At 43.1% G+C, this 944-nt stretch carries 1 protein-coding gene and 1 pseudogene; both read right to left on the reverse strand.

Features of this window, described 5'->3' with window-relative positions; translation table 11 throughout:
• Positions 1-185: 185 nt before the first annotated feature.
• The gene (locus R7Q11_RS25170) at positions 186-668 is read right to left on the reverse strand and encodes a hypothetical protein (protein ID WP_005480810.1); all 483 of its coding nucleotides are present in this window, start codon (positions 666-668) and stop codon (positions 186-188) included.
• A gap of 13 nt (positions 669-681) precedes the next feature.
• Positions 682-944: pseudogene (locus tag R7Q11_RS25175) on the reverse strand (nicotinate-nicotinamide nucleotide adenylyltransferase); the annotation flags it as partial.

The following is a 944-nucleotide window of genomic DNA, read 5'->3' on the forward strand; positions in this document are numbered from 1 at the left end:
GTTTGGTGAAGCGCTATAAGTCAGCGGTGTATAGCGTTTTCTCACACAAAATTGCGAACACAAGATCGAAAAGGGCGTACTTTGCGGTACGCCCTTTTCTTATTCTTTGCCTCACGTAGGGTCACATATTTCCCCAAGTAACCCCAAGCACGACACACATCGAACGATTGGTGAAAAACGATGAACTAAAATGGCACTTCAATTTGCATCATCCAGTCGGCGTCGTAATACTCGTGCCAACGATAGTCGAAGCGCATTCTTGGCTCACCATCAGCTTTATTACCAAAACCGATGCTGAACATGAGACCATGGCTGCGAAGCCACTCTTCTGTGGTCATTTTGTTTTCTTCTTCACGTAGCTCTTCTGGCATCCAAATACCAAGACCAAAATAGTTTTTGTCTACGTTTTGAGTAAGAAACGGAATGTCTTGCGATTTGATTGCCCACTCTTCCCAGTAGTTTTCTGTTGGTCCTTCTGCTGTCGCTTCAGCAGCATACCAATCTAAGGTATCGGTACTAAGCACACCAACAGTATCAAAAATTTCTTCACAGATGGGCATGGTGTTGTCTTCAAACACCACGGAGCGATCAGAAAGATAGTTACATGCGGAGTTAGCTTGCGTCACCACAAGCAGCGCACATGCACTAAATACGGCTACTCTGACCATGAAAACCGACCTCTTATTTACCAGATAATGTTTCTCTATATAAGCCTTCGTTGAGCAACAGTTCACTGACAGTTGGTGTCGTATAGGTGCTGATATCTTTGCCTTCTATGAGTGCATTGCGGATATCCGTGCTTCTAATTTTAACTTTTTCTGGGCACGCCATGACAGTCCAACGTTCCGTAATTTCTTCCGCCTTATAAAATTTAGCAAATTTGAAGAAATTATCAGGACCAATGACAAAAGTTATATCGGCAGATGGGTAGATTTCTTGAATTT

The sequence above is a fragment of the Vibrio sp. 970 genome (assembly GCF_033339075.1).